This is a genomic window from Variovorax sp. YR266, from assembly GCF_900107295.1.
Classification (GTDB): Bacteria; Pseudomonadota; Gammaproteobacteria; order Burkholderiales; family Burkholderiaceae_C; genus Variovorax.
The window spans coordinates 46,037-69,847 of sequence record NZ_FNPM01000005.1; the positions used below are offsets into that span (position 1 = coordinate 46,037).

A 23,811-nucleotide genomic window follows, 5' to 3' on the forward strand; every position below is an offset into this window, starting at 1 on the left:
CCCACCTCACGGGCGTCAGCCATCTCTCTTATTCAGAACATTCAATGAAAATCGCGATCGTGGGCGCTGGCATCATCGGCGTCACCACCGCCTGGGAACTGGTTTCCGACGGCCATGAAGTGACCGTGTTCGAGCGCAGGGGCGCCGCCGCAGAAGAAGCTAGCTTCGCCAACGCCGGCGTGGTCGCTCCCGGGTACGTCACGCCGTGGGCCGCCCCCGGCATGCGCGGCAAGGTGCTGCGCTCGCTGCTGTCCTCGCACGGCGCCATCAAGCTGCGCTGGCCGCTGGGCTCGCGCGATCTCGGCTGGCTGTCGCGCTGGCAGAAAGCCTGCAAGCTCGAAACCTACCTGGCCAACCGCGCCCGCATGCAGCGCCTGGCCTTCTACAGTCGCAATCGACTGCACGAGGTGACCGAGGCGCGCGAGCTCAGCTACGAACGCAGCGACGGCTACCTGGTGCTGCTGCGTTCCAAGCGCGACAAGAAACTGGTGCAAGCCGGGTTGGAGGTGCTGCGCTCGGCGGGCAGCGTCTTCAAGGAAATCGACGCCGACGAGGCCCGGCTGATCGAGCCCGCCCTCAACCCCGACACCCCGCTGGCAGGCGCCATCCACCTGCCCGAAGACGAAGTGGCCAACTGCCGCCAGTTCGCGCTGCTGCTCAAATGGGAGGCCGAGTCGTTCGGCGCGCAGTTTCATTTCAACTGCGACATCGCGCCGCTGAGCCGCGCGGCACCCACCTCGCTGTCGCTGGCGAGCGGCTCCGACCCCGTGCGCTACGACGCAGTCGTGGTGTGCGCCGGCCTGGCTTCGGCCGCGCTGCTGCGGCCGCTGGGCCTGCGCATCCCGATGGCCCCGGTCTACGGCCATTCGGTGAGCGCGCCGATCCGCGAGCCGCTCAACGCGCCGCGCAGCGCGGTGATGGACGAGCGCTACAAGGTCGCCATCTCCCGCCTGGGCCAGCGCGTGCGGGTGGCTGGCAGCGCCGAGATCGGCGGCTCGCTCGACACGATGAACCCGGCCGCGATGCAAACGCTCTACAAGGTGCTGCACGACTGGTTCCCGGGCGCAGCCACGCTGCAGTCCGGCGTCCAGCAATGGAAAGGCGCACGGCCAATGCTGCCGGACGGTCCACCGGTGCTGGGTGCCAGCGGTATTCCCGGCGTGTGGCTCAACCTCGGCCATGGGTCGAGCGGCTGGGCGCTGTCGTGCGGCAGCGCGCGCGTGCTGGGCGACCTGATCGCTGGACAGGACCCGGGCATCGACCTCGAAGGACTCGGGGTCGAACGGCTCAGTCTTTAGGACCCCACCGGCGCAGGGCCTCGGGGCTCGCCGGCTGCTCTACAGGCAGCGCGGGCTCCGGCTGTGGGCGAAGCCTGCTCGCAATCCATCCCAGCAGTCCGGGGCTGAGCAGCGCAAAGAAAATCAGGCACAGCGCAGCGGCACCCAGCAGGGCCAGACTCATCAGGCCGGAAGCAGTTTCACCCGGGACGTCGAACCACCGGATCACGCTGCAGCCGAAGCCGACATTGGCGGCCCAGGCCACGTCCCGCAGAGACACCCACCGCTTCAGCTCTGCCAGCAGGAAGACGCCCCATACGGCGCACAACAGGCCCAGAACCCATCCCAGCCCTGCAATCCACGCCATCGTCGCAGCGAGGAAAAAGACAAGCGCTGCGAAAAGCAGGACAAGCAGCCAACCGACGCCTTTGAAGCTCATCCCCGGATGATAGGGAGGCAGCACGGCGGCACAATGCGCCGATGCAACGCATCACCTCCGCCACCGCTGCCGAGTTGTTCGACATCGCCGCCACGCGCCGAATCGAGCATGCCGCTGCGGCCGCCCTGCCCGCCCACACGCTGATGCAGCGCGCCGGCCTTGCGGTAGCGCGGCTCGCGATGGCGATTGCGCCGCATGCGCGGACGATCTGGGTGGCTTGCGGGCCGGGAAACAACGGCGGCGATGGTTTCGAGGCGGCCGCGCAGTTGCGTCACCGGGGCTTCTTTCCGGTCGTCACGTTCCTGGGAGATGAAAGCCGCTTGCCACCGGACGCCAAGGCTTCACTGCAGCGTGCCCGCGATGCGGGCGTCACCTTTGCATCGACGCCGCCTTCGGCCTATGAACTGGCCATCGACGCGCTGCTCGGCATCGGATCGACGCGGCCGCCCGAAGGCACGATGGCCGAGTGGCTGGCGAAGATGCATGCGAGCGGCCAACCCGTGCTCTGCGTCGACGTGCCATCGGGGTTGAATGCGGACACCGGCACCCTGCCCCACGGCATCGACCACGCGCAAGCATCGGCCCGCACCTGCATCACCTTTCTTTCATTGAAGCCCGGCCTGTTCACTGCCCAGGGCCGCGATGCCGCGGGCACGGTGTGGTTCGACGATCTGGGTTGCAGCGCGTTCAAGGATCAACCCGTGGCCCGAATCGCCGGAGCACCCGCCGCACAGCCGCGCACCCATGCCTCGCACAAGGGTAGCTACGGCGATGTCGCGGTGATCGGCGGAGCGTCCGGCATGGCGGGCGCCGCCTTGCTGGCCGGCTCGGCGGCACTGCATGGCGGCGCGGGACGCGTGTTCGTCGGATTGCTCGACCCGAGCGCGGCCCCTGTCGACACCGCGCAACCCGAACTGATGCTGCGCGACGCCCGAACGCTCGACCTGTCAGGCATGACGGCGGTGTGCGGCTGCGGCGGTGGAAAGGCGGTGCAAGAACTGCTGCCGCGCGTGCTCTCGACGGCGGCCGCTTTGGTGCTCGATGCCGATGCGCTCAATGCGATCGCAACCGATGGCGCACTGCAAGCACAGCTGACGTCCCGGGGGAAAAGCGGATCGCCCACCGTGATCACGCCCCATCCGCTGGAGGCTGCGCGCCTGCTGGGCTGCACCGTCGGCGATGTCCAAGCCGACAGGCTGGCCGCAGCCCGCCAACTCGCCGCGCGCTTCGGCGTCGTGGTCGTGCTCAAGGGTTCGGGCACCGTCATTGCCGGCGCCGCCGAAACCCTGCCAGTCATCAACTTGACCGGCAATGCCAGCCTCGCGACTGCAGGCACCGGCGACGTGCTGGCCGGCATGATCGGCACGGCGCTGGCCATGCGCCAGCCTGCTTTCGAAGCAGCGCGCGAAGCCGTCTGGCAACACGGCCACATCGCTGACACATGGCCGGCCGATGCAGCCCCGCTCACGGCCGGCACGCTGGCCCGCCGCGCGCCCGCCTGACGCGAGCTTTTTAGCCGCGCCCGACGAAGGGCATCTTCGTCGCCATGATGGTGTGGAACAGCACGTTGGCCTCCAGCGGCAGGTTCGCCATGTAGAGCACCGACTGGCCCACGATCTTGACGTCGATCAGCGGCTCGATCGCGAGTTCGCCGTTGGCCTGCGGCACGCCCTTGGCCATGCGCGCGGCCAGTTCGGTCATGGCGTTGCCCACGTCCACCTGCCCCACGGCGATGTCGTACTTGCGGCCGTCGAGCGACGCGGTCTTGGTCAGGCCTTCGACCGCGTGCTTGGTCGCCGTGTAGGCGGCCGAGTTCGGCCGTGGAGCGGTGGCCGAGATGGAGCCGTTGTTGATGATGCGGCCACCCATCGGCGTCTGCGCCTTCATCGTGCGGAACGCCTGCTGGATACAGAAGAACATGCCGGTCAGGTTGATGTCGACCACACCTTGCCATTGCTCGGGCGTCCAGTCCTCGAACGGGCCCGGCGGGTTGCCCACGCCGGCGTTGTTGAACAGCAGGTCGACGCGGCCGAACCGCTCGACGGTGGCGGCGAACAGGGCCTGCACCGAGTCCGCATTGGACACGTCGGTCGACACTGCGAAAGCGCGCGCACCGGCGCCCGATTCTTGCGCCACCTGCTCCAGCGGCTCCAGGCGGCGCCCCGCCAGAACCACGCTCCAGCCGTCACCCAGCAGCGCCAGCGCGGCGGCGCGGCCGATGCCGGAACCCGCACCCGTGACGATGGCGATGCGGCCCTTGTTGTCTTCAGCGCTCATGCTGTCTGTCTCTTTCTCTTTTCGGTTTGTCGATGGTTCGTGCGACCTGCGAGGCTTGCTTCAGCGGCGCGGCTTGCGCCCCTTCATCTTGTTGGCGGCCTTCTTGACCGCCGACTTGAAGGCCTGCATCGCCGACTGCGGCCCTGCCGTGGCCGAGGTGCCGCGCTCTGCGCGCGACTCGGCGTTGCCAGCCTCAGCCTTGTGACGCGTGCTGCGCTTGGCCGAGGCCTTGACCGGCACGCCCGATGATGCCGCACCCTTGTCCTTCATGGCACGGGCCGTGAGCTCTTCGCCTTCGCGCACGAGGCGGAAGTCGATCTTGCGGCCGTCCAGGTCGACTCGGCTCACCTGAACTCGCACCCGCGTGCCGATGGCATAGCGGATGCCGGTGCGCTCGCCGCGCAGCTCCTGGCGCATCTCGTCGAACTTGAAGTACTCGCCGCCGAGCTCGGTGATGTGCACCAGACCCTCGACGTACATCGCGTCGAGCGTGACGAAGATGCCGAAGGTCGTGGCCGCAGTGACCACGCCGCCGTATTCCTCGCCAAGATGCTCGCGCATGTACTTGCACTTGAGCCAGGCCTCGACGTCGCGGCTGGCCTCGTCGGCGCGGCGTTCGTTGGCGCTGCAATGCAGGCCTGCGGCCTCCCATGCCAGCACTTCCTTGGTGGGAGCAACAGTGGCCTTCTGCGGCTTGCTGGTTGGCGCTTTCACGCGCGACGCGAGCCGCTTGGCCAGTTTGGCATGCGCCTCGCCGGGCGTGGGCAGCATCGGCAGCTGGTAGCGCGTCTTCGACAGGATCGCCTTGATCACGCGATGCACCAGCAGGTCCGGATAGCGCCGGATCGGGCTCGTGAAGTGCGTGTAGGCCTCGTAGGCCAGGCCGAAGTGGCCGCTGTTGATCGGCGTGTAGATCGCCTGCTGCATCGAGCGCAGCAGCATGGTGTGGATCTGCTGCGCGTCGGGGCGCTCCTTGGTGGCATCGGCAATGGCCTGGAACTCGCCCGGCTTGGGATCATCGGTGATGCTCAGGCCGACACCCATCGCCTTCAGGTAGCCGCGCAGGATTTCCTTCTTCTCGGGCGTCGGGCCTTCGTGCACGCGGTACAGGCCCGGGTGCTTGCCTTCGGCGATGAAGTCGGCGCTGCAGACGTTGGCCGCGAGCATTGCCTCTTCGATCAGGCGGTGCGCCTCGTTGCGCGTGCGCGGCACGATCTTTTCGATGCGGCCGGCGTCGTCGCAGATGATCTGCGTCTCGGTGGTTTCGAAGTCGACCGCGCCACGCTTGCCGCGCTGCTTGAGCAGCGCCTTGTAGACGTCGGCAAGGTTCAGCAGGTCCTTGACGCGGTCCTTGCGCTTGGCAGCTTCGGGGCCGCGCGTGTTGCCGAGGATGGCAGCCACCTCGGTGTACGTGAAGCGCGCATGGCTGAACATCACGGCCGGGTAGAACTGGTACGCGTAGATCTCGCCGTCGGCCGCGACCAGCATGTCGCACACCATGCACAGGCGCTCGACCTCGGGGTTGAGCGAGCACAGGCCGTTCGACAGCTTCTCGGGCAGCATCGGAATCACGCGGCGCGGAAAGTACACGCTGGTGGCGCGGTCGTAGGCGTCAATGTCGATGCCCGAGCCGGTCTGCACATAGGCGCTGACATCGGCAATGGCAACCAGCAGGCGCCAGCCCTTGCCGCGGCCCACCTTCGCGGGTTCGCAGTACACGGCGTCGTCGAAGTCGCGCGCGTCTTCACCGTCGATGGTGACAAGCGGAATGTCGGTGAGGTCGACGCGCCCCTTCTTGTCGGCGGGACGGACCTTCTCGGGCAATGCCTTGGCTTCGGCCAGGCACTCCGCGGAAAACTCGTGCGGCACGCCATACTTGCGTACGGCGATCTCGATCTCCATGCCGGGGTCGTCGATCTCGCCCAGCACTTCTTTCACGCGGCCAACGGGCTGGCCGAACAGAGCCGGCGGCTCGGTGAGTTGCACGACAACCACCTGCCCCACCTTCGCGGGACCGGTTGCGCCCTTGGGAATCAGGACGTCCTGGCCGTAGCGCTTGTCTTCCGGTGCAACGAGCCAGATGCCGCCTTCGTGCAACAGGCGGCCGATGATGGGCTGCTCGGGACGCTCGACGATTTCCACCACGCGCCCTTCGGGGCGACCGCGGCGGTCCTGGCGCACGACGCGCGCCTTGACGCGGTCCTTGTGCAACACCGCGCGCATTTCGTTCGGCGGCAGGTAGATGTCTGCTTCACCGTCGTCGCGCTGCACGAAGCCGTGCCCATCGCGATGTCCTTGAACAGTTCCTTCGAATTCATCCAGCAAGCCGCTGGAAGTGACATTATTTTTGATATGATCTCCTTCTTTCCTGAAATTCAAAACATTGCTGCTTCGGCAGCTCTGTGGGCCCAGATGGCGGAATTGGTAGACGCACTAGTTTCAGGTACTAGCGAGTAACATCGTGGAGGTTCGAGTCCTCTTCTGGGCACCAAGTTTAAACAGACCTTTACCAGGTCATTCGATTCAAGCCACCGGCCTCCGGTGGCTTTTTTCTTGTCCATTCGAATTCGCATCAAACGCTCGATGCAGCCTTCACAAGCGAGGCCAAGCAGACGTTGGAGCTTCTCCACACGCTTCGAGGCGACGAAATTGCCGGGCCAAATTGTGTATACTCGTAGTCTTTGCTGAAAAGCAGAACAAGCCCAGATGGCGGAATTGGTAGACGCACTAGTTTCAGGTACTAGCGAGTAACATCGTGGAGGTTCGAGTCCTCTTCTGGGCACCAAATTCAAGCAGACCCTTACCAGGTCATTCGATTCAAGCCACCGGCCTCCGGTGGCTTTTTTCTTGTCCATTCGAATCCGCATCAAACGGGCAATGCGATCAGGTCGTGGCCCTCGGCACCCACGATGCGCGCGCGGGTGAACTCACCCACCTTCAGCGTCTTGCTGATCTTCTCGGGCGGCAGCAGGCGAACCGTGCCGTCGATCTCCGGCGCATCGGCATACGTGCGCCCCACCCCGCCCTTGCGGCCCATGCCCGGCGCCGAATCGACCAGCACCTGCATCGTCGAGCCGACGCGTCTTTGCAGCTTGGCGATCGACACGGCCTCGGCCACCTCCATGAAACGCGCGCGGCGCGCCTCGCGCTCGGCTTCGGGCAGCATGCCCGGAATGTCGTTGGCGGTGGCGCCTTGGACCGGGCTGTAGGCAAAGCAACCGGCGCGGTCGATCTCGGCTTCACGAATGAAGTCGAGCAGATGCTCGAATTCCTGTTCCGTTTCGCCGGGGAATCCGGCGATGAAGGTGCTGCGGATCACGAGTTCCGGACACACCTCGCGCCAGCGCGCCAGCCGCTCCAGATTCTTCTCGCCACTGGCCGGGCGCTTCATGCGCTTCAGCACATCGGGATGGCTGTGCTGCAAGGGCACGTCGAGATACGGCAGCACCTGGCCGCTCGCCATCAACGGAATGATCTCGTCAACGCTCGGGTACGGATACACATAGTGCAGGCGAACCCAGGCGCCATATGGCTCGGCGATTTCGCCCAGCGTGCGCACCAGTTCGAGCATGCGGGTCTTGACCGGCTTGCCGTCCCAGAACCCGGTGCGGTATTTCACGTCGACGCCGTAGGCCGAGGTGTCCTGGCTGATCACCAGCAGCTCTTTCACGCCGCCTTCGAACAAGGCCTTGGCCTCGCTCAACACATCGCCGACCGGCCGCGACACGAGGTCGCCGCGCATCGAGGGAATGATGCAGAAGGTGCAGCGGTGGTTGCAGCCCTCGCTGATCTTCAGGTAGGCGTAGTGGCGCGGCGTCAGCTTGAGACCGGCGACACCGAAAGTATTCGGCACCAGGTCGATGAAGGGATCGTGCGGCTTCGGCAGGTTCGCATGCACCGCATCCATCACCTCCTGCGTGGCGTGCGGGCCGGTCACGGCCAGCACGCTCGGGTGCATCTGGCGCACCAGATTGCCGCCCTGGTCGCCGATCTTGGCGCCCAGGCAGCCGGTGACGATCACACGGCCATTTTCTGCCAGCGCTTCGCCAATGGTGTCCAGGCTCTCCTTCACGGCATCGTCGATGAAGCCGCAGGTGTTGACGATCACCAGGTCGGCACCTTCGAAAGTCTTGGCGGTTTGATAACCCTCGGCACTCAGCTGGGTCAGGATCAGTTCGGAATCGGTCAGGGCCTTGGGGCAGCCCAGGCTCACGAAACCGACCTTGGGGGCGGTCGGCGTGGCCGTACGTTCGGGGGAGGCAACTTCGCTCATATGCCTCTATTGTCCCAGCTATCGGTGACGGCAGGACATTCAGGGCCGCTTAATGCCAAAGGCCCCCAGTACCTGCTCGGTGTTTTTCTGCATCTGCTCCTGCATTTGCAGGAAAACGTTCTTCGATTGCTCGACGTAATTGCCCATCAGTCCCTGCAGCATCGGCGACTGCATGGTCATGAAGCGCGACCACATCTCGGGTGTCAGGCCTTCGGCCTTTTCGGTCAGTTGCGCCTGCACTTCGGTCATGGCCTGGATGTTCTTCTCGAGGTACGGGCCCATGTAGCCCTGCATCGCCTGCCCGTAGAAACGGATGATGTTGGCCAGCACCTGCTCGGTGAACATCGGCGCACCGCCCGCCTCTTCTTCGAGAATGATCTGCAGCAGGATGCTGCGCGTGAGGTCGTCGCCGGTCTTGGCATCGCGCACCACGAACTGGGCACTCTGGATGACCAGCTGCTTCACCTCGGTCAGCGTGATGTACGTGGATGTCTCGGTGTCGTAGAGCCTTCGGTTGGGGTACTTCTTGATCACACGCTGTACCGGCTTGACCCCGGACTTCTTGCTCTGCACTGCGGACTCCTTCACATGGACGCCCATGTCATCGGATGATTCTAGGGAGCGGTTTTGCTGCGCCGCGACAAGGTTTACCCTGACCAGACGCGGCACTTTCCTCAATCCGGCGATGTCGCGTACTCCGCGCCGCATGCATGGCATGCAGCCGTCTCGGGTCGCTCTTCGTCGGCCTCCCGAAACCGCAGCGGCGTTTTCTGCCCGTAGACCACCCAGCAGCGCGGGCAATGTTCTTGTCCCACGGTCGGCAGATATGCGCGAGCGCGTTGCTCGGCGCGCTCTTCGGTCAGAGGAATGCCCTGGCGTTGCGCACGCACCACCTCGCGTGCCGCCATGGTGTCGGTGCGCCCACCTGCATAGTCGTTGATGCCGTAGACAGCACGCGCAAACTCGAGAGGAGCCTGCCTCAACAGTGCGGCCAGGCGCTTGTCGGCATGAGCCCGATCAACAGGCGTTGATCGCGTATTCATCTGATCGCTTATCAAGAAAAGTGGAATGGAATTGCAGAGCAGCCAAGGTAGCACAACAACATGGCCAAGGTCTTTGCCTGCATCACCACAAGGGACGATATGTGCACCGGGGAACCCGGTGCATGCTCTGTCAGCTGATCCGGTGGTTGGCCGGGACTGAAGCAGAAATTGGTAGGCGCGATTGGACTCGAACCAACGACCCCCACCATGTCAAGGTGGTGCTCTAACCAGCTGAGCTACGCGCCTAAGGATGTGTCCGAGAAGCAGCTATTGTAGCAGGAGAAAACGTGCTTTTCAGCGACGACGTGCAGATCGCACACCAATCACTGCCGTGACCATGCCAAGAACCTGCGTGAGCCGCGCGGCATCCGCGATTTCAACGGTGAACGTCATCCACGCCGTGCCCTTGATCGACTGCGTCTGCACGCCGATCACGTTCATCTTCTCGCGTGCGAACACATCGGAGATATCGCGCAGCAGGCCCTGACGGTCGGCCGCTTCCACAGCCACGTCCACCGCATACACGGGCGCGTCGGCGCCCTTCTTCGCGACGCCCCACTCCACGTCGATGACGCGCTCGCCATCCTTCGCGGCCATCGTGCGGAAGTTGCTGCAATCGCTGCGGTGCACGCTGACACCATGGCCTCGCGTGACGAAGCCGCGAATGGCATCGGGCGGCGCAGGCTTGCAGCACTTGGCAAGCTGCGTCATCAACGAAGACACGCCCACCACGAGCACGCCGCCCTTGCCCGACTTCTCGCTGCCGCGCGCCTTCTTGATGAGCACGCCGTCGTCGGGCCCCGGCGCGGGCTCCGGCGGGCGCAGCAGCGTCTCGATGTTGCGCAGCGAGAATTCGTCCTTGCCCACCACTTCGAACAGATGGTCCGCCGACTTGAAGCCCAGCTGCGACGCCAGGTCTTCGAGCCGCACGGCCGTCTTGCCTTCGCGCTGCAGCAGCTTCTCGACCGCTTCGCGTCCGCGCGCCACGGTCTCGTGCGTGATCTGTGCGTTGAACCATGCACGCACCTTCGCACGTGCACGATGACTGGCCAGGTAGCCCAGTTCGGCATTGAGCCAGTCGCGTGAAGGCCCGCCCTCCTTGGCCGCGATGATCTCGACCGTCTGCCCGTTCGACAGCGGCGTGTTCAACGGCACCATCGCGCCATCGACACGCGCCCCGCGGCAGCGATGGCCCAGCGTGGTGTGCACGGTGTAGGCAAAGTCGACTGGCGTCGCACCCTGCGGCAGTTCGACGATGGCGGCATCGGGCGTCAGCACATAGATGCGGTCATCGAACAGCCCCTGCCCCTGCAGGCCACCCGACAGATCGCGCTCCCACGCCAGCAGTTGCCGCAGCACCGCGATCTTCGCGTCGTACTCGCCGCTGGCCCACACGCCCGCATAGCCCTTGTGGCCCGCTTCCTTGTAGGCCCAGTGCGCCGCCACGCCATGCTCGGCGTGGTCGTGCATCTCTTCGGTGCGAATCTGGATCTCGATCGGCTTGCCCGCCTTGCCATCCACCAGCTCGCGCACCACCGTGTGCAGCGACTGGTAGCCATTGGGCTTGGGCCGCGCGATGTAGTCGTCGAACTCTTCGTCGATCGGCTGGAAATGCGAGTGCACCCACGCCAGGGCCGCATAGCAGTCCTTGACGTCAGGCACCACCACGCGCAGCGCGAGGATGTCGAAGACCTGCTCGAAGTCGAGCGACTTGCCGCGCATCTTCTTGACGATGCTGTAGATGTTCTTGGGCCGCCCCTGCACCGCGGCCTTGACGCCTTCGGCCTGCAGCTCGCTCTCCAGCTGCGAGCGCAATTGCTCGACGTGCCCTTCGCGCTCGATGCGCTTTTCGTCGAGCAGGCGCGCGATCAGCTTGTAGGTTTCAGGCTCGAGGAAGCGAAACGAGAGATCTTCGATCTCCCACTTCACCTGCCAGATACCCAGCCGGTTGGCCAGTGGCGCAAACACCTGCAGCGACTCGCGCGCAACGCCCTCGGGTGCGGGCCGCTTGCTCGCAGCTGCATGCCGCAGCGTCTGCAGGCGCGAGGCCAGCCGCAGCATCACCACGCGCAGGTCGCGCGAGAACGCCAGCAGCATCTTGCGCACGTTCTCGGTCTGCGCACCGGCGCCTTCGACGTGATGCCCCTGCGAAGCCGAGCGGGCCTGCTCCTGCACACGCACCAACTTGGTCGTCTCGACCGCGAGCGCCGCGAAGTTGTCGCCGAACACCTTGGCGATCACTTCCTGCGGGCGGTTCAGGTGCTGGCACGAATAGACCAGGTAGCTCGCCGCCTGCATGGCCTCGGAGCCGCCCATCTTCGCGACGATGGTGGCCACCGCGTCGGCGTGTGCGAGTGTGTTCTCGCCCGTGTCGAGCTTTTCATCGGCGATCAGCGGCTCGGCGAACGCACGCGCGCGCGCCAGCATGTTCTCCATCACCGGCGTGCGGTCGGCCGTTGCGGCGGACAACGGGTAGTCGACCATGGCCGCGTCGGACATGGGTGCCGTCTGGAGGCTCGAAGAATCGCGCTTCACGCTTCGTTCACTCAATCACTCAGTCGAAAAGGAAGTCGGTGACGGCAGCGATCTGTGCGGGGTCGACAAAGGTCGGCGCATGGCCCACGCCTTCGAACTCGACCAGCTTGGCATGCGGGCCGCGCTGCGTCATGGCCAGGGCCGTTTCGCGCGAGAGCAGATCCGACACGGCGCCGCGAGTGATGAGCGTGCGCGCCTCGATCGCGTCGTACAGGCTCCACATGATCGCGCCACCCTGTGCCGCAGCCTCGGGGGTGATGGCGCGCAGCGCCACGCCGATGGCCGGATCGTAGTGAAGCAGCCAGGAGCCTTCATCATCACTGCCCGCTTCGACCTTGGCCGAACCGTCGGCCGTGCGCTGCGAGGCAGGCACCACCATGTGTTGCGACAGTGCCAGCCACTGGGCCGGAGTGTGCGGGCCGAAGGTGGTCGACAGCACCCACATGGCATCGGCCGCCGCCTGCACGCTCTCGTAACTGCCGTTCTTCCCCACATAGGCACCGATGCGTTGCACCGCGGCTGGCTCGATCGTCGGGCCGACATCGTTCGCAATGAAGCGGCGAATGGGCCGCGCCAGCGGCAGTTCCTTGTGGCCTGCAAGCACGAAGCCGATCAGCCCGCCCATGCTGGTGCCCAGGTAGTCGAGCGTGTCGATTGCCTGCTCGCGATGCAGTTGCGCAATCAGCGCGACCATGTCGGCCGCATACACCGGCACTTGATAAAAGGCCGGGTCACGCAACCAGTCGCTGCGCCCTCGGCCCACCACGTCAGGGCAGACCACACGCACATTGCCTCCGGCGCGCGCCACGATGGCCTGCGCCAGCCGGTCGAAATCGCGACCCTGCCGGGTCAGCCCGTGCACGCAGATCACGACATGCGTACTGCGCGCGTCGCCCCATTGCCAATAGGCCATGCGATGGCCGCCCTGGGCGTCGTCGCACGCCACGTAATGAAGCGTCGGTTCGGTCATGAAAACGAAGTCGTCCTGGTGCGGATAATTGTCTCGTCGCATCCTAATTCATCCGGAGATTGATCTTCATGCTCAAAGGCAAAACCGCGCTTGTCACGGGGTCCACCAGCGGCATTGGCCTCGCCATCGCCAAGGCTCTCGCTCAACAAGGAGCAAACATCGTGCTCAACGGCTTCGGCGATGCCCAAGCCCCCAAGGCCGAGATCGAAGCGCTCGGCGTGCGCGCCGAGTACCACGGCGCCGACATGAGCAAGCCCGACCAGATCGAAGACATGATGAGCTTCGCCGCTTCGAAATTCGGCCGCGTCGACGTCCTCGTGAACAACGCCGGCATCCAGCACGTGGCCAAGGTCGAAGACTTTCCCACCGAACGTTGGGACGCCATCATCGCAATCAACCTCACCAGCGCCTTTCATACGACGCGCCTGGCAATTCCAGCGATGCGCGAGGCCAACTGGGGCCGCGTCATCAACATCGCGTCGGCCCATGGCCTCGTGGCGTCGGCGCAGAAGTCGGCCTATGTGGCGGCCAAGCACGGCATCGTCGGCCTGACCAAGTCGGTCGCGCTCGAAACCGCGACCACCGGCGTCACCGCCAATGCGATCTGCCCGGGCTGGGTGCTCACCCAGCTGGTGCAGAAGCAGATCGACGACCGCGCAGCGCGAGAAGGCATCACGGCCGCGCAGGCGCAAAACGACCTGCTGGGCGAAAAGCAGCCTTCGCTGCAGTTCACCACGGTCGAGCAACTAGGCGGCCTCGCCGTCTTCCTGTGCTCGCCGGCGGCCGACCAGGTACGGGGCGTTGCCTGGGCCATGGACGGCGGATGGACTGCCCAGTAAAGGGTAGCCCGCCGGTACGGGTTTCTCTTATTTGAGCTGCACCGAGCCCGACACGCTCACCACCACGCTGGTCTTGCCGGCCTCGACCGGCACAGCCGAATCGGCCGAGAACGACTTGGCCTGCACCGCCATCATGCGCGGACGGATCGGGCCGTTGTCGCTCGCGTTCACCGACACCTCGCGCAGCGTGTAGCCACCGAAGCCGAAGCCCTTGGCCAGCTCGCCGGCCTTCTGCTTGAAGTTCTCGATGGCGATGTTCTGCGCCTCGGTCTCGGTCTTGGCGCGCTGCTCGCGGCTCAGGCCGAAGCCCACGTTGCCCACGCTGAGCGTGGTGATGCGCCCGGCCGTCTGGGTGATACGCGGGAAGTCGCGGCCTTCGAGCACCAGCTCGGTCGAGCCCTGCCAGCCGTTGATCTTGCCGTCCTTCGTGTAGCGCGGCGACAGGCTGAAGTTGCCGGTGCGCACGTCAAGCTGGCCCGCCTGCGCGTTCTTCTTCGCTTCGGCCAGTGCGGCGTCGAGCGCGGCCTTCAACTGCGTCTGCACGGTGGCTGCGTCGGTTGCGTCGCGGGTGGTCACGAGCGTCATGCTCAGCATGTCCTGCTGGACTTCGATCGTGCCGGAAGCCGTCAGCTGCAACACGTTCTGTGGCGCGGGTGTGACGACGTTCTGGGCCAGTGCGTTGCCGGCAGCGGCCAGGGCGGCGCAGGCCGCGAGCAGTTTGATTTTTTTCTTCAAGGCGAAGTACTCCCTTTGTTGGTGTGAAAAACAGGCCCGCGTTCGCAGGCAGGCCAGCCGGCGCGTCAGCGGCGCTGGCTGCGCGGCGCGGTAAGCGACTGGCGATCCGCGGCCGGAGGCACCGGCACGATCCGCTCGGCCGGCTGCGATTCTGCCGAATTGATCAAAGCACCCGCCGCGGGCGGGGTCCATTGGCCACGGACCTGCTGCCGCAGCTCGAACAGTTCGGCGGCGGTAAGACGCCGGCCGGCGATCGCCTGTTCGCGGCGGACCTCCTCGCGCTGCGCGGCCCGATGGGTCGCCACCGCGTCACGGACCTCGCTGCGACGCACCTCGCCCACCCTGAAAAAGTCGCCAGACACCGCCAGCGACGGGCCGCAGGCGAAAACGAGGATGAACGGGAGGGCTGAAAAAGGACGTCTCATTGAGTGGAAGTCATCAGGAAAAGCGACTTTGCCACCTCCGCGCTAACGTCAGATGACCAGACGGCGAGCGTCCGCAAGTTTTGTAACTTAGTGTCAAACCATAAGTAAATCCGGCTCAACGACCACTCAACGCCTTCAGAATCGGCCCTGTTACAAATTCATCGTTGTAGAAATGACTCAAGTTCCCGCTCGCACCGACAAGATCGTGATCGTCGACGACGACGCCCGCATCCGCGACCTCCTGCGCCGCTATCTGACCCAGGAAGGTTTTGAAGTGATCGTGGCCGAGGACGGCAAGGCGCTCAACCGCATCCTGTTGCGCGACACGGTCGACCTGATCGTGCTCGACCTGATGATGCCCGGCGAAGACGGCCTCTCGGTCTGCCGACGCCTGCGCGCCGCCAACGACCGCACGCCGATCATCATGCTCACCGCCAAGGGCGAAGACGTGGACCGCATCGTCGGTCTCGAAGTCGGCGCAGACGACTACCTCGGCAAGCCTTTCAACCCGCGCGAACTGCTGGCCCGTGTGCACGCAGTGCTGCGCCGCCGTCCGCCGCTCGAAGCGCCGGGCGCCCCCTCCACGGAGAACGAGACCGTCACTTTCGGCCCGTTCGCCTTCGATCTCGGCTCGCGCACCTTGAAAAAGGATGGCGAAGAGCTCTCGCTGACCACCGGCGAGTTCGCGATGCTGAAGGCGCTGGTGCGCCATCCGCGTCAACCGCTGTCGCGCGAAAAGCTGGCCCAGCTGGCGCGCGGGCGCGAGTTCGAGCCCTTCGACCGCAGCCTGGACGTGCAGATCTCGCGCCTGCGCAAGCTGGTCGAGTCCGACGCCGCAGCGCCGCGCTACATCCAGACCGTCTGGGGCGTGGGCTACGTGTTCGTGCCGGACGGCACGGCCTGACGCCACGTTGAGAGGTGGCCATCGGCCAATCCACCAGACCAGGCCCCGCTCAGGAGGACGGCGCACAGGTCACGATGCCGAGCCCGCTCGAAGCGAGCGCGCAACGTGACCGACGCCCCGGCCTCAAGCTGGGCTTCAGCCTTTTCTGGCGCACTTTCTTCCTGCTGGCGCTGCTGCTGATCGGCTGTACCGTCGCCTGGCTGCAGACCTTCCGCTCGCTCGAATACGAGCCGCGCGCCATTCAAACCGCCCACCAGATCGCCTCGCTCGTGAACCTCACCCGCGCGGCGCTGGTGTATTCGGACGCCATCACCCGGGTGTCGCTGATCAAGACGCTGGCCGACCAGGAGGGCGTGCGCATCCTGCCGCGCGAACCCAACGACCGGTTCCAGCCCTACACCAGCGGCGCGCTCGACCTGCGCGTGACCGAGGAGCTGATCGACCAATTGGGCGAAGGCACCACGGTGGCCAGCCGCGTGAACGACGAGGCGGGCCTGTGGATCGGCTTCACCATCGAGAGCGACACCTACTGGCTGCTGCTCGACCCGACGCGCTTCAGCCGCGTAGGCGGGCGCACCTGGCTGGTGTGGCTCAGCACTGCCATGGCGCTGTCGCTGGCTGGCGCGGCGCTGATCACCCGGCTCATCAACCTGCCGCTCAAGCAGCTGTCGCGCGCGACCATGCAGGTGCGCGAGGGCGAGTACGAGGCGCACCGGCTCGACGAGCGCGCCCGTACCAACGAGATTCGCGCGGTCAATATCGGCTTCAATCGGATGGCAGACCAGCTCGCCAAGATCGAGCAGGACCGCGCCATCATGCTGGCCGGCATCTCGCACGACTTGCGCACGCCGCTGGCCCGGCTGCGGCTCGAAACCGAAATGAGCGTGGCCGACGAAGACGCGCGCGACCACATGGCCGCCGACATCGCCCAACTCGACGCGATCATCGACAAGTTCCTCGACTACGCGCGGCCCGACCATGTCGATCCGCGCCCGGTGCTGCTGCGCGATGTGGTCGACGCCTGTACCTACGCCGTACAGGACTACGAGGAAATGAACATCAAGGTCGAGGTGCCCCCCGACCTGCGGGTGCTGGGCGACGAGGTCGAGCTCACCCGCGTGATCTCCAACCTGGTCGAGAACGCGCGGCGCTATGGCAAGTCGCCCTCCACGGGCGTGGCCGACGTGACGATCCAGGCGCAGGCCAACAACGACGCGGTGCTCATCAAGGTGCGCGATCACGGCGCGGGCGTCGAGCCCGCCCTGCTCTCGCAGCTGACCAAGCCCTTCTTCCGTGGCGATGCCGCGCGCACGTCAGCCGCCGGTGCAGGCCTGGGCCTGTCGATCGTGGCGAAGAACATCGAGCGCATGGGCGGCACCTTTGCGCTGACCAGCACGCCGGGCCGCGGCCTGGCGGCGCATATCCGGATGCCGCGCGCGATGCCACCCGGCAGCGCCAAGCCCGGCGAGCCGCAGGGCGGCGGCAAGAAGCCGGCCTGATCCGGGGCCGCGTCAGCCGTGCAGCAGCACGGCCGCGCGGGCTTCCATCGCGCGGCCCTCGCCCACCGGGCCGAGCTTCTCGGCCGTCTTCGCCTTCACGTTCACTTGCCCGAGCGCAATGCCCAGCGTGTCGGCGATGCGCTGGCACATGAGCGGAATGTGCGGCGCGAGCTTGGGCGCCTGCGCGATCACGGTGCTGTCGACGTTGCCGATCTCCCAGCCCGCCGCGCGCACCCGGCGCGCCGCCTCGGCCAGCAGCACCGACGAATCGGCGCCGCGAAACTGCGGGTCGGTATCCGGAAAATGCCGGCCGATGTCACCCAGCCCCGCGCCGCCCAGCAGCGCATCGGTAATGGCGTGCAGCAGCACGTCGGCATCCGAATGGCCCAGCAGGCCGGTGGTGTGCGGCACCTCGATGCCGCCCAGGATCAGCTTGCGCCCTGCCACCAGCTGGTGAACGTCCCAGCCCTCGCCCACGCGGATATTGAAAGCGCTCGTCATGCCAGGCCCTTCTTGCGGCCAAGCAGAACTGCTTCGGCCAGCGCAAAGTCTTCGGGAAAGGTCACCTTGAAGTTCTGCGCGCTGCCCGGCACCAGCAGCGGCGACAGGCCAACGGCCTCGATGGCGCCGGCCTCGTCGGTCACCGTGTCGCCCGTGCGCTCCAGCGCGTCGAGCAGCATGCCGATGCGGAACATCTGCGGCGTCTGCGCCAGCCACTTGTCGGCACGTGGCAGGGTCTGGGCCACGCGGCTTTCGGTGGTCGACGACTTCAGCGTGTCCGCCAGCCGCTGCGCCAGCAGGCCACCGACGGCGTCGTGCTCGCAGGCCGCGATCAGCGCCTCGATCTGACTCGAAGTGACGAGGCAGCGCGCCGCGTCGTGCACCAGCACCCAGTCGTGTGCGCCAGCGCCCTTCTGCCGCAGCGCCACGAGGCCGTTGCGCACCGTGGCCGCGCGGGTCACGCCGCCCACGCGCAGCAGGTATTCGTTCTCGGCGGGAAAGCGCGGCAGCACCGCATCCACATCGCGGTCGTCCGGCGACACCACCAGCGCCAGCCCGGCGAAGCGCCCCGCCAGCGCGCGGAAGGCCTCCAGCGTGTGGGCCACCATCGGCAGGCCGGCCAGCCGCCGGTACTGCTTGGGCTGGGTGGACTGCGCATGCCCCGCGCGATAGCCGGAGCCGGCACACGGGATCAGCACGAAGAGTCGGGAAGAGGACATGAGGGAGGGCCCGGCGTCGGCGGTGGCCGACAAGCGAATAAGGGGCCGCCATTCTAGAATTGCCCGCTGTGCACACCCCTCGCCAGCCGGCGCGGGGTGTTGTGCATTTCCACCAAGCGTTCCATGGACCTCCCCCACCTCACGGCGGGCAAGCGTTTCACGCTGCCGCGCCCCCCGTTGTCGGCCGATGCCTTGCTGCTGGCGCAGCTGGCCATGCGCGAGAAAGCCGCGGGGCGCGCCACGGCGATGTTCACGGCCGATGCCAACGACGCCCAGCGCCTGATCGACGAGATCGCCTTCTTCGCGCCCGACCTGCGCTGCGCCCTCTTCCCCGACTGGGAAACGCTGCCCTACGACAGCTTCTCGCCCCACCAGGACCTGATCAGCGAGCGCCTTGCCACCCTCTGGCGCATCAGCCAGAAAGAGGCCGACGTGGTGCTGGTGCCCGCCACCACCGCGCTCTACCGGCTGGCGCCGCCGGCCTTCCTGGCCGGCTACACCTTCCAGTTCAAGGCCAAGCAGAAGCTGGAAGAGTCGAAGCTCAAGGCCCAGCTCACGCTGGCCGGCTACACCCATGTGACGCAGGTGGTGAGCCCCGGCGAATACGCGGTGCGCGGCGGCCTGATCGACCTGTTCCCCATGGGCTCGCCGGTGCCTTTCCGCGTCGACCTGTTCGACGACGAGATCGACTCCATCCGCACCTTCGACCCCGACACACAGCGCAGCCTGTACCCGGTGCCCGAAGTGCGGCTGCTGCCGGGCCGCGAGTTCCCGATGGACGACGACGCGCGCGGGCGCTTTCGCAGCCGCTGGCGCGAACTGCTCGAAGGCGACCCGACCAAGAGCCGCATCTACAAGGACATGGGCAACGGCGTGGCCACCGCCGGCATCGAGTACTACCTGCCGCTGTTCTTCGACGAGACGGCCACGGTGTTCGACTACCTCGGGCCGGATGCCACCGTGGTGCTGCACGGCGATCTCGAACCGGCCTTCCAGCATTTCTGGCATGACACGAACGAACGCTACCGGTTGGTGCGCGGCGACCCCGAGCGCCCAGCCCTGCCGCCCGAGGCGCTGTTCCTAAACGCCGAGCAGTTCTACCAGCGCGCCAAGCCCCATGCGCAGCTCGCAATTCGCGGCGATGTGCCTACGGACGCACCCTACGCCGAGTTCGACAAACTGCCGCCCTTCGCCGTGGTGCGCGGTGCCGAAGACCCGCTGGTCGGCCTGAAGGCCCACATCCGCGCCACGCCACATCGCGTGCTGCTGATCGCCGAGAGCGACGGCCGCCGCGAAAGCCTGCTCGACTTCCTGCGCGCCAGCGGCGTGAGCCCGCCGGCCTTCGACTCGCTGGCCGAGTTCGAAGCCTCCGCCGACGAAAAGATCGGCATCGCCACCGCCGCGCTGGCCTCGGGTTTCGCCTGGCGCGAACAGGGCATCGACCTCGTCACCGAAACCGAGCTGTTCGCCACCGCGCCCACCACGCGCCGGCGCAACAAGAAGCAGGAACAGGTCAGCGACGTCGAAGCGCTCATCAAGGACCTGTCGGAGCTCAACGTGGGCGACCCGGTGGTCCACACCGCGCACGGCATCGGCCGTTACCGCGGCCTGATCCACATGGACCTGGGCCAGGGCACCGACGCCGAGGGCAAGCCGCTGCTGCAGGAAATGCTGCACCTGGAGTACGCCGACAAGGCCACGCTCTACGTGCCCGTGTCGCAGTTGCACCAGATCAGCCGCTACACCGGCGTCAGCGCCGACGAAGCCCCACTGCACAAGCTGGGCTCCGGCCAGTGGGAAAAGGCCAAGCGCAAGGCAGCCGAACAGGTGCGCGACTCGGCCGCCGAGCTGCTCAACATCTACGCCCGCCGCGCCGCGCGCGAGGGCCACGCCTTCCGTTACTCGCCGGCCGACTACGAAGTGTTTTCCAACGACTTCGGCTTCCAGGAAACGGCGGACCAGAAGGCCGCGATCCACGCCGTGGTGCAGGACATGATCTCGCCCCAGCCAATGGACCGCCTCGTGTGCGGCGACGTGGGCTTCGGCAAGACCGAAGTTGCGTTGCGCGCCGCCTTCATCGCTGTGACTGGTGGCAAGCAGGTGGCGTTTCTCGCGCCCACCACGCTGCTGGCCGAGCAGCACTACCAGACGCTGGTCGACCGCTTCGCCAAATGGCCCGTGAAGGTGGCCGAGATGAGCCGCTTCCGCTCGGCCAAGGAAATCACCGCAGCCGCCAAGGGGCTGGCCGAGGGCCAGGTCGACATCGTGGTCGGCACGCACAAGCTGCTCTCGCAGTCGGTCAAGTTCAAGAACCTGGGCCTGCTCATCATCGACGAGGAGCATCGCTTCGGCGTGCGCCACAAAGAGGCGATGAAGGCCATGCGCGCCGAGGTCGACGTGCTCACGCTGACGGCCACGCCGATCCCGCGCACGCTGGGCATGGCGCTCGAAGGCCTGCGCGACCTGAGCGTGATCGCCACCGCGCCGCAGCGCCGGCTGGCCATCAAGACATTCGTGCGCAACGAGGGCACCGGCGTGATCCGCGAAGCCGTGCTGCGCGAGCTCAAGCGCGGCGGGCAGGTCTACTTCCTGCACAACGAGGTCGAGACCATCGAGAACCGCCGCCAGAAGCTCGAAGAAATATTGCCCGAGGCCCGCATCGCCGTGGCCCACGGCCAGATGCCCGAGCGCGAGCTGGAGCGCGTGATGCGCGACTTCGTGGCGCAGCGCTACAACCTGCTGCTGTGCTCGACCATCATCGAGACCGGCATCGACGTGCCCACCGCCAACACCATCGTGATGAGCCGCGCCGACAAGTTCGGCCTGGCGCAGCTGCACCAGCTGCGCGGTCGCGTCGGCCGCTCGCACCACCAAGCCTATGCCTACCTCATGGTGCCCGACACCGAAGGCCTGACCAAGCATGCGGCGCAGCGGCTCGACGCCATCCAGCAGATGGAAGAGCTGGGCTCCGGCTTCTACCTGGCCATGCACGACCTGGAGATCCGCGGCACCGGCGAGGTGCTGGGCGAAAACCAGAGCGGCAACATGATGGAGATCGGCTTCCAGCTCTACAACGAGATGCTGAGCGAAGCCGTGCGTGCGCTCAAGGCCGGGCAGGAGCCCGACCTGCTGTCGCCGCTGTCGGTGACGACAGAAATCAACCTGCACGCACCCGCCCTGCTGCCCGACGACTATTGCGGCGACGTGCACCTGCGGCTGTCGTTCTACAAGAAGCTGGCCACCGCGAAGACGCCCGACCAGATCGACACGCTGCTGGAAGAAATCGTCGACCGCTTCGGCAAGCTGCCGCCGCAGGCGCAGACGCTGATCGACACGCACCGCCTGCGCGTGCTGGCACGGCCCTACGGCGTGGTGAAGGTCGATGCCGCGCCGGGGATCATCAACATCACCTTCAAGAAGGACGCGCCGGTCGATGGCATGGCCATCATCCAGCTGATCCAGAAGAACAAGCACATCAAACTCGCCGGCAACGAGAAGCTGCGCATCGAGCGCGAACTGAAAGAGCCCAAAGACCGGGCCCAACTGGTGCGTGACGTGCTGCGCAGCCTGGGCCAACCCATCGTCAAGGAAACCGTCACCGCATGAGCGCTACAGAAATCTCCCCCGGCCTCGTCATCCAGCGCGTGAAGCCGCCGCTCAAGCTCGCCGACTTCAAGCTGATCGCGTTCGACATGGACTCGACGCTGATCAACATCGAATGCATCGACGAGATCGCCGATGCGGTCGGCAAGAAGGCCGAGGTGGCCGCCATCACCGAAGCCACGATGCGCGGCGAGATCAAGGACTTCAAGGAAAGCCTGCGCCGCCGCGTGGCACTGCTGCAGGGCGTGCCGGTCGAGGCGCTGCAGCAGGTGTACGACGAGCGGCTCAAGCTCAACCCCGGCGCGAGCGAGCTGGTGGCGGCCTGCAAGGCGGCCGGGCTCAAGGTGCTGCTGGTTTCGGGCGGCTTCACCTTCTTCGCGAACCGCGTGAAGGACCGGCTGGGCATCGACTTCGCGCGCTCCAACCTGCTCGACGAAGCCGGCGGCAAGCTCACCGGCCAGGTGGTCACGCAGAGCTGGGGAGACATCTGCGACGGCGCCGAAAAGCGCCGCACGCTGCTCGAAGTGGCGTCGCTCATGGGCATCTCGCCGCAGGAAACCATCGCCGTGGGCGACGGCGCCAACGACCTGCCGATGATGGGCGAGGCCGGCCTTTCGGTTGCGTATCACGCCAAGCCGAAGGTGCGCGAGCAGGCCATGGTGGCCATCAACGAAGGCGGCCTCGACCGCGTGCTGGAGGTATTGAAATGACCGACACCGCTCCGCTCTACAGCGCCGACGCGCTCAGGGACTACGCCAGCGCCCTGCTGCAGAAGGCCGGGCTCGCCGCGTCGATGGCCGACAGCGTGGCCCGCACGCTGGTCGAAGGCGACCTGCTGGGCCACGACACGCACGGCCTCGCACTGCTGGCCGGCTATGTGAAGGAAATCGAGTCAGGCGGCATGACGCGCGACGGCGCCCCCGAGGTGCTGTCGGACCGCCCCGCCGCCGTGCTGTGGGACGGCAAGCGCCTGCCCGGCCCCTGGCTCATGGACCAGGGCATGGACCTGCTGGTGCCGCGTGCGCGCGAGCTGGGCACGGCTTCGCTCGTGATCCGCCGCAGCCATCACATCGCCTGCCTTGCCGTCTACATGCTGCGCGCGCTGCAGGAAGACATGCTGATGCTGCTGGCCTGCTCCGACCCCAATGCCGCCAGCGTCGCGCCCTTCGGCGGCACGCAGGCGGTGTTCACGCCAAACCCGCTGGCCATGGGCTTTCCGCTGTCGCAGGGCGGCGTGATGGTCGACATCTCGGCCTCCATCACCACCAACGGCATGAGCAACCGCAAGCGCGCGGCCGGCGAGACCTTCGCCGAGGAATGGCTGATCGACGCCACCGGCAAGCCGTCGAACAATCCGCAAGTGCTGTTCGACCAGCCGCCCGGCACGCTGCTGCCGGTCGGCGGGCTGAGCCACGGGCACAAGGGCTACGGAATGGCGCTGCTGGTCGAGACGCTCACGGCCGGCCTCGCGGGCCATGGCCGTGCCGATCCGCCCGAGGGCTGGGGCGCGACGGTGCACATCACGCTGCACGACCTGAACGCCTTCGGCGGCAAGGACGCCTTCCTGCACCAGATGGACCATGTGGCGGCCAAGTGCCGCGACAACACGCCCATCGACCCGGCCAAGCCTGTGCGGCTGCCGGGCGAAGGCGGGTTGAAGCGTCGGGAAGCGCAGTCGAAGAACGGGGTGCGGCTGCACCCGTCGATTGCGCGCTCGCTGCACGATGCGGAGCAGCGCCACGGCCTGCGGCTGGCGCAGGCGCTGGTCTGAG

General features: G+C 66.4%; 20 protein-coding genes and 3 tRNA genes. 10 read left to right on the top strand and 13 right to left on the bottom strand.

The genetic code is table 11. The features are described 5' to 3' along the window. Positions 1–44 precede the first annotated feature (44 nt). The gene (locus BLW48_RS14575; protein WP_093175744.1) at positions 45–1,298 is read left to right on the top strand and encodes a D-amino acid dehydrogenase; all 1,254 of its coding nucleotides are present in this window, start codon (positions 45–47) and stop codon (positions 1,296–1,298) included. Here BLW48_RS14575 and BLW48_RS14580 read toward each other — a convergent pair. Further along, entirely contained in the window at positions 1,288–1,716 is a 429-nt protein-coding gene (locus BLW48_RS14580) for a hypothetical protein (protein WP_093175746.1), read from the bottom strand. The two genes, BLW48_RS14575 and BLW48_RS14580, sit on opposite strands and share 11 nt — an antisense overlap. A gap of 41 nt (positions 1,717–1,757) precedes the next feature. Here BLW48_RS14580 and BLW48_RS14585 point away from each other — a divergent pair, with 41 nt between their 5' ends. Continuing rightward, entirely contained in the window at positions 1,758–3,218 is a 1,461-nt protein-coding gene (locus BLW48_RS14585) for an NAD(P)H-hydrate dehydratase (RefSeq protein ID WP_093175749.1), read from the top strand. A 10-nt stretch (positions 3,219–3,228) separates the two neighbouring features. On the opposite strand, the gene BLW48_RS14590 is transcribed toward BLW48_RS14585, so the two are convergent. Both BLW48_RS14590 and rnr read right to left on the bottom strand, forming a co-directional pair. Further along, entirely contained in the window at positions 3,229–3,993 is a 765-nt protein-coding gene (locus BLW48_RS14590; protein WP_093056536.1) for an SDR family oxidoreductase, read from the bottom strand. A 60-nt stretch (positions 3,994–4,053) separates the two neighbouring features. Then, positions 4,054–6,318 (bottom strand): ribonuclease R, encoded by a 2,265-nt coding sequence (gene rnr, locus BLW48_RS14595; RefSeq protein ID WP_371127550.1) that lies wholly within the window; start codon positions 6,316–6,318, stop codon positions 4,054–4,056. Between the two features lie 81 nt (positions 6,319–6,399). On the opposite strand from rnr, the gene BLW48_RS14600 reads away from it, so the two are divergent. Both BLW48_RS14600 and BLW48_RS14605 read left to right on the top strand, forming a co-directional pair. Next, positions 6,400–6,484, top strand: a tRNA-Leu gene (locus BLW48_RS14600). Positions 6,485–6,693: 209 nt separating this feature from the next. Beyond that, positions 6,694–6,778: transfer RNA gene (locus BLW48_RS14605), tRNA-Leu, on the top strand. A gap of 81 nt (positions 6,779–6,859) precedes the next feature. On the opposite strand, the gene rimO is transcribed toward BLW48_RS14605, so the two are convergent. The 6 genes from rimO to BLW48_RS14635 form a co-directional block, all read right to left on the bottom strand. Next, on the bottom strand, positions 6,860–8,266 hold the full coding sequence (rimO, locus tag BLW48_RS14610) for a 30S ribosomal protein S12 methylthiotransferase RimO (RefSeq protein ID WP_093175751.1): 1,407 nt from the start codon (positions 8,264–8,266) through the stop codon (positions 6,860–6,862). 39 nt (positions 8,267–8,305) lie between these two features. Beyond that, positions 8,306–8,866 (bottom strand): polyhydroxyalkanoate synthesis repressor PhaR, encoded by a 561-nt coding sequence (gene phaR / locus BLW48_RS14615; protein WP_093056534.1) that lies wholly within the window; start codon positions 8,864–8,866, stop codon positions 8,306–8,308. A 74-nt stretch (positions 8,867–8,940) separates the two neighbouring features. Then, the gene (locus BLW48_RS14620; protein ID WP_093175754.1) at positions 8,941–9,309 is read right to left on the bottom strand and encodes a hypothetical protein; all 369 of its coding nucleotides are present in this window, start codon (positions 9,307–9,309) and stop codon (positions 8,941–8,943) included. Positions 9,310–9,478: 169 nt separating this feature from the next. Further along, positions 9,479–9,555 (bottom strand) — tRNA-Val (locus tag BLW48_RS14625). Positions 9,556–9,603: 48 nt separating this feature from the next. Continuing rightward, positions 9,604–11,808, bottom strand: a complete 2,205-nt coding sequence (locus tag BLW48_RS14630; RefSeq protein WP_371127378.1) for a RelA/SpoT family protein — start codon at positions 11,806–11,808, stop codon at positions 9,604–9,606. A 55-nt stretch (positions 11,809–11,863) separates the two neighbouring features. Next, positions 11,864–12,856 carry an alpha/beta fold hydrolase gene (locus BLW48_RS14635; RefSeq protein WP_093056531.1) on the bottom strand — a complete coding sequence of 331 codons (993 nt, stop codon included), beginning with the start codon at positions 12,854–12,856 and terminating at the stop codon, positions 11,864–11,866. 26 nt (positions 12,857–12,882) lie between these two features. On the opposite strand from BLW48_RS14635, the gene BLW48_RS14640 reads away from it, so the two are divergent. Continuing rightward, positions 12,883–13,653: a 3-hydroxybutyrate dehydrogenase gene (locus tag BLW48_RS14640; RefSeq protein WP_093075152.1), complete on the top strand. Its 771-nt coding sequence runs from the start codon at positions 12,883–12,885 to the stop codon at positions 13,651–13,653. Positions 13,654–13,680: 27 nt separating this feature from the next. Here BLW48_RS14640 and BLW48_RS14645 read toward each other — a convergent pair whose 3' ends face one another. Together BLW48_RS14645 and BLW48_RS14650 are read right to left on the bottom strand one after the other, a co-directional pair. After that, the gene (locus BLW48_RS14645) at positions 13,681–14,388 is read right to left on the bottom strand and encodes an SIMPL domain-containing protein (RefSeq protein WP_093073855.1); all 708 of its coding nucleotides are present in this window, start codon (positions 14,386–14,388) and stop codon (positions 13,681–13,683) included. 65 nt (positions 14,389–14,453) lie between these two features. Continuing rightward, positions 14,454–14,813, bottom strand: coding sequence for a hypothetical protein (locus BLW48_RS14650; RefSeq protein ID WP_093175756.1), 360 nt, complete (start codon positions 14,811–14,813; stop codon positions 14,454–14,456). Positions 14,814–14,985: 172 nt separating this feature from the next. Here BLW48_RS14650 and ompR point away from each other — a divergent pair, with 172 nt between their 5' ends. Both ompR and BLW48_RS14660 read left to right on the top strand, forming a co-directional pair. Then, on the top strand, positions 14,986–15,717 hold the full coding sequence (ompR, locus tag BLW48_RS14655) for an osmolarity response regulator transcription factor OmpR (protein ID WP_007837017.1): 732 nt from the start codon (positions 14,986–14,988) through the stop codon (positions 15,715–15,717). 74 nt (positions 15,718–15,791) lie between these two features. Then, a complete protein-coding gene (locus BLW48_RS14660; protein WP_093056528.1) occupies positions 15,792–17,216 on the top strand; it encodes a sensor histidine kinase in 1,425 nt (474 codons plus the stop codon). 12 nt (positions 17,217–17,228) lie between these two features. On the opposite strand, the gene ispF is transcribed toward BLW48_RS14660, so the two are convergent. Beyond that, the gene (gene ispF, locus BLW48_RS14665) at positions 17,229–17,717 is read right to left on the bottom strand and encodes a 2-C-methyl-D-erythritol 2,4-cyclodiphosphate synthase (protein ID WP_093175759.1); all 489 of its coding nucleotides are present in this window, start codon (positions 17,715–17,717) and stop codon (positions 17,229–17,231) included. Continuing rightward, the gene (ispD, locus tag BLW48_RS14670) at positions 17,714–18,436 is read right to left on the bottom strand and encodes a 2-C-methyl-D-erythritol 4-phosphate cytidylyltransferase (protein ID WP_093176353.1); all 723 of its coding nucleotides are present in this window, start codon (positions 18,434–18,436) and stop codon (positions 17,714–17,716) included. Before ispD ends, ispF begins: the two co-directional genes overlap by 4 nt. Before the next feature lie 123 nt (positions 18,437–18,559). Between ispD and mfd the strand changes: the two genes are divergently transcribed. From mfd to BLW48_RS14685, 3 genes are read left to right on the top strand one after another with little or no spacing between them, the layout of a single operon-like run. After that, positions 18,560–22,042, top strand: a complete 3,483-nt coding sequence (gene mfd / locus BLW48_RS14675; RefSeq protein WP_093175761.1) for a transcription-repair coupling factor — start codon at positions 18,560–18,562, stop codon at positions 22,040–22,042. After that, positions 22,039–22,749 (top strand): phosphoserine phosphatase SerB, encoded by a 711-nt coding sequence (gene serB / locus BLW48_RS14680; protein WP_093175764.1) that lies wholly within the window; start codon positions 22,039–22,041, stop codon positions 22,747–22,749. The genes mfd and serB overlap by 4 nt, the downstream gene beginning before the upstream one ends. Then, positions 22,746–23,810, top strand: coding sequence for an Ldh family oxidoreductase (locus BLW48_RS14685; RefSeq protein WP_093175766.1), 1,065 nt, complete (start codon positions 22,746–22,748; stop codon positions 23,808–23,810). The genes serB and BLW48_RS14685 overlap by 4 nt, the downstream gene beginning before the upstream one ends. Position 23,811 lies beyond the last annotated feature (1 nt).

Excerpts from the sequence above, each read along its gene's own strand:
- mfd (WP_093175761.1), top strand. The coding sequence starts at position 18,560 with ATGGACCTCCCCCACCTCACGGCGGGCAAGCGTTTCACGCTGCCGCGC.
- BLW48_RS14630 (WP_371127378.1), bottom strand. The coding sequence starts at position 11,808 with ATGTCCGACGCGGCCATGGTCGACTACCCGTTGTCCGCCGCAACGGCC.
- ompR (WP_007837017.1), top strand. The coding sequence starts at position 14,986 with ATGACTCAAGTTCCCGCTCGCACCGACAAGATCGTGATCGTCGACGAC.
- ispF (WP_093175759.1), bottom strand. The coding sequence starts at position 17,717 with ATGACGAGCGCTTTCAATATCCGCGTGGGCGAGGGCTGGGACGTTCAC.
- phaR (WP_093056534.1), bottom strand. The coding sequence starts at position 8,866 with ATGGGCGTCCATGTGAAGGAGTCCGCAGTGCAGAGCAAGAAGTCCGGG.
- BLW48_RS14640 (WP_093075152.1), top strand. The coding sequence starts at position 12,883 with ATGCTCAAAGGCAAAACCGCGCTTGTCACGGGGTCCACCAGCGGCATT.
- BLW48_RS14650 (WP_093175756.1), bottom strand. The coding sequence starts at position 14,813 with ATGAGACGTCCTTTTTCAGCCCTCCCGTTCATCCTCGTTTTCGCCTGC.
- BLW48_RS14635 (WP_093056531.1), bottom strand. The coding sequence starts at position 12,856 with ATGCGACGAGACAATTATCCGCACCAGGACGACTTCGTTTTCATGACC.
- BLW48_RS14585 (WP_093175749.1), top strand. The coding sequence starts at position 1,758 with ATGCAACGCATCACCTCCGCCACCGCTGCCGAGTTGTTCGACATCGCC.
- rimO (WP_093175751.1), bottom strand. The coding sequence starts at position 8,266 with ATGAGCGAAGTTGCCTCCCCCGAACGTACGGCCACGCCGACCGCCCCC.
- ispD (WP_093176353.1), bottom strand. The coding sequence starts at position 18,436 with ATGTCCTCTTCCCGACTCTTCGTGCTGATCCCGTGTGCCGGCTCCGGC.
- serB (WP_093175764.1), top strand. The coding sequence starts at position 22,039 with ATGAGCGCTACAGAAATCTCCCCCGGCCTCGTCATCCAGCGCGTGAAG.
- BLW48_RS14590 (WP_093056536.1), bottom strand. The coding sequence starts at position 3,993 with ATGAGCGCTGAAGACAACAAGGGCCGCATCGCCATCGTCACGGGTGCG.
- BLW48_RS14660 (WP_093056528.1), top strand. The coding sequence starts at position 15,792 with ATGCCGAGCCCGCTCGAAGCGAGCGCGCAACGTGACCGACGCCCCGGC.
- BLW48_RS14620 (WP_093175754.1), bottom strand. The coding sequence starts at position 9,309 with ATGAATACGCGATCAACGCCTGTTGATCGGGCTCATGCCGACAAGCGC.
- BLW48_RS14685 (WP_093175766.1), top strand. The coding sequence starts at position 22,746 with ATGACCGACACCGCTCCGCTCTACAGCGCCGACGCGCTCAGGGACTAC.
- BLW48_RS14580 (WP_093175746.1), bottom strand. The coding sequence starts at position 1,716 with ATGAGCTTCAAAGGCGTCGGTTGGCTGCTTGTCCTGCTTTTCGCAGCG.
- BLW48_RS14575 (WP_093175744.1), top strand. The coding sequence starts at position 45 with ATGAAAATCGCGATCGTGGGCGCTGGCATCATCGGCGTCACCACCGCC.